This window comes from Halanaerobium sp., assembly GCF_003070835.1.
This window is the reverse complement of the sequence record NZ_QBLR01000512.1, coordinates 1-1,002: the sequence shown is the minus strand read 5'-3', so window position 1 is coordinate 1,002 and position 1,002 is coordinate 1. Positions and strand designations below refer to the sequence as shown.

The following is a 1,002-nucleotide window of genomic DNA, read 5'->3' as shown; positions in this document are numbered from 1 at the left end:
ATTGATCAAATTTTTTAAGTAAATTTTCTTCTATAGAAACTCCAAAACGCTTAATATTTGACATTAAAAACTCCTTCCGTAACATTTTTTTAAAAAAAGTGTTACTTATTAAATTCAAGGTCATTTAATAAATTCCTGCTTGTACATCAAAAAAGTGACAGAAGTTGGATTTAAACCATCTAACTGACACTTTAGTTAAATATTAGAATAATTTTTCTGCTGATTCTTTTTTTAGTAAGTCAAAGACCTGCTGCAGACTTATGTTTTTTCCTACCGCTAGCTTCCTACATTCTTCGTATTCGGGAGAGTATTTAATTAATTTACCTTTATAATAAGCAGCCTTAATTGTAACACTGCCTATTGAGGAATTTAACTCAAAATATTTCCGCTGCAGACAGCTTCGCTCGACTTTTTTTCGTCTGATACCTAAAGTAGAAGTTTCTTTAAATATTATTTCCTCTATTTCATCTCTCTTTTCTTCAGCTATGAGAACTGACAGTTTTTGAGCTGGACGATTTTTCTTCATCATTATATTTGTTAAATAAACATCTTTGGCTCCCGCCTCTAATAACCTTGGGAACAGATAAGAATAAATCTCTCCACTCATATCATCGATATTAGTTTCTAAGATTAATAAGTTTTTTTTGCTTTTTTTTTAGCCTGATAAACCCGCAGCAGATTTGTAATTTCAAAATCTTTCTTTCCGGCTCCATAAGCTATTTTTGATATCTCAACTTCAGGTAACTGAATAAAATCTTCTGCTAAAGTTTTAATTATAGCAGCTCCAGTTGGCGTAACCAATTCTCTCCTAACTCCAGTTGAAAAAACAGGCACCCCTTTTAAAATTTCAATTGTTGCTGGTGCTGGTACCGGAATTCTGCCATGAGCAGCATCAACAAATCCTGTTCCTAAAGCTACCGCTGAAGCATATATATGATCTGGATTCAGCATTTCAATCAAAATCGCAGTTCCAACAATATCTACTATAGAATCAACTGCTCC

1 pseudogene is annotated in these 1,002 nt (G+C 32.8%); it reads right to left on the bottom strand.

The window, feature by feature from the left end:
* Positions 1 to 202 precede the first annotated feature (202 nt).
* Positions 203 to 951 (bottom strand): annotated as a pseudogene (locus CI949_RS20880) (LarC family nickel insertion protein).
* Between the last annotated feature and the right edge of the window lie 51 nt (positions 952 to 1,002).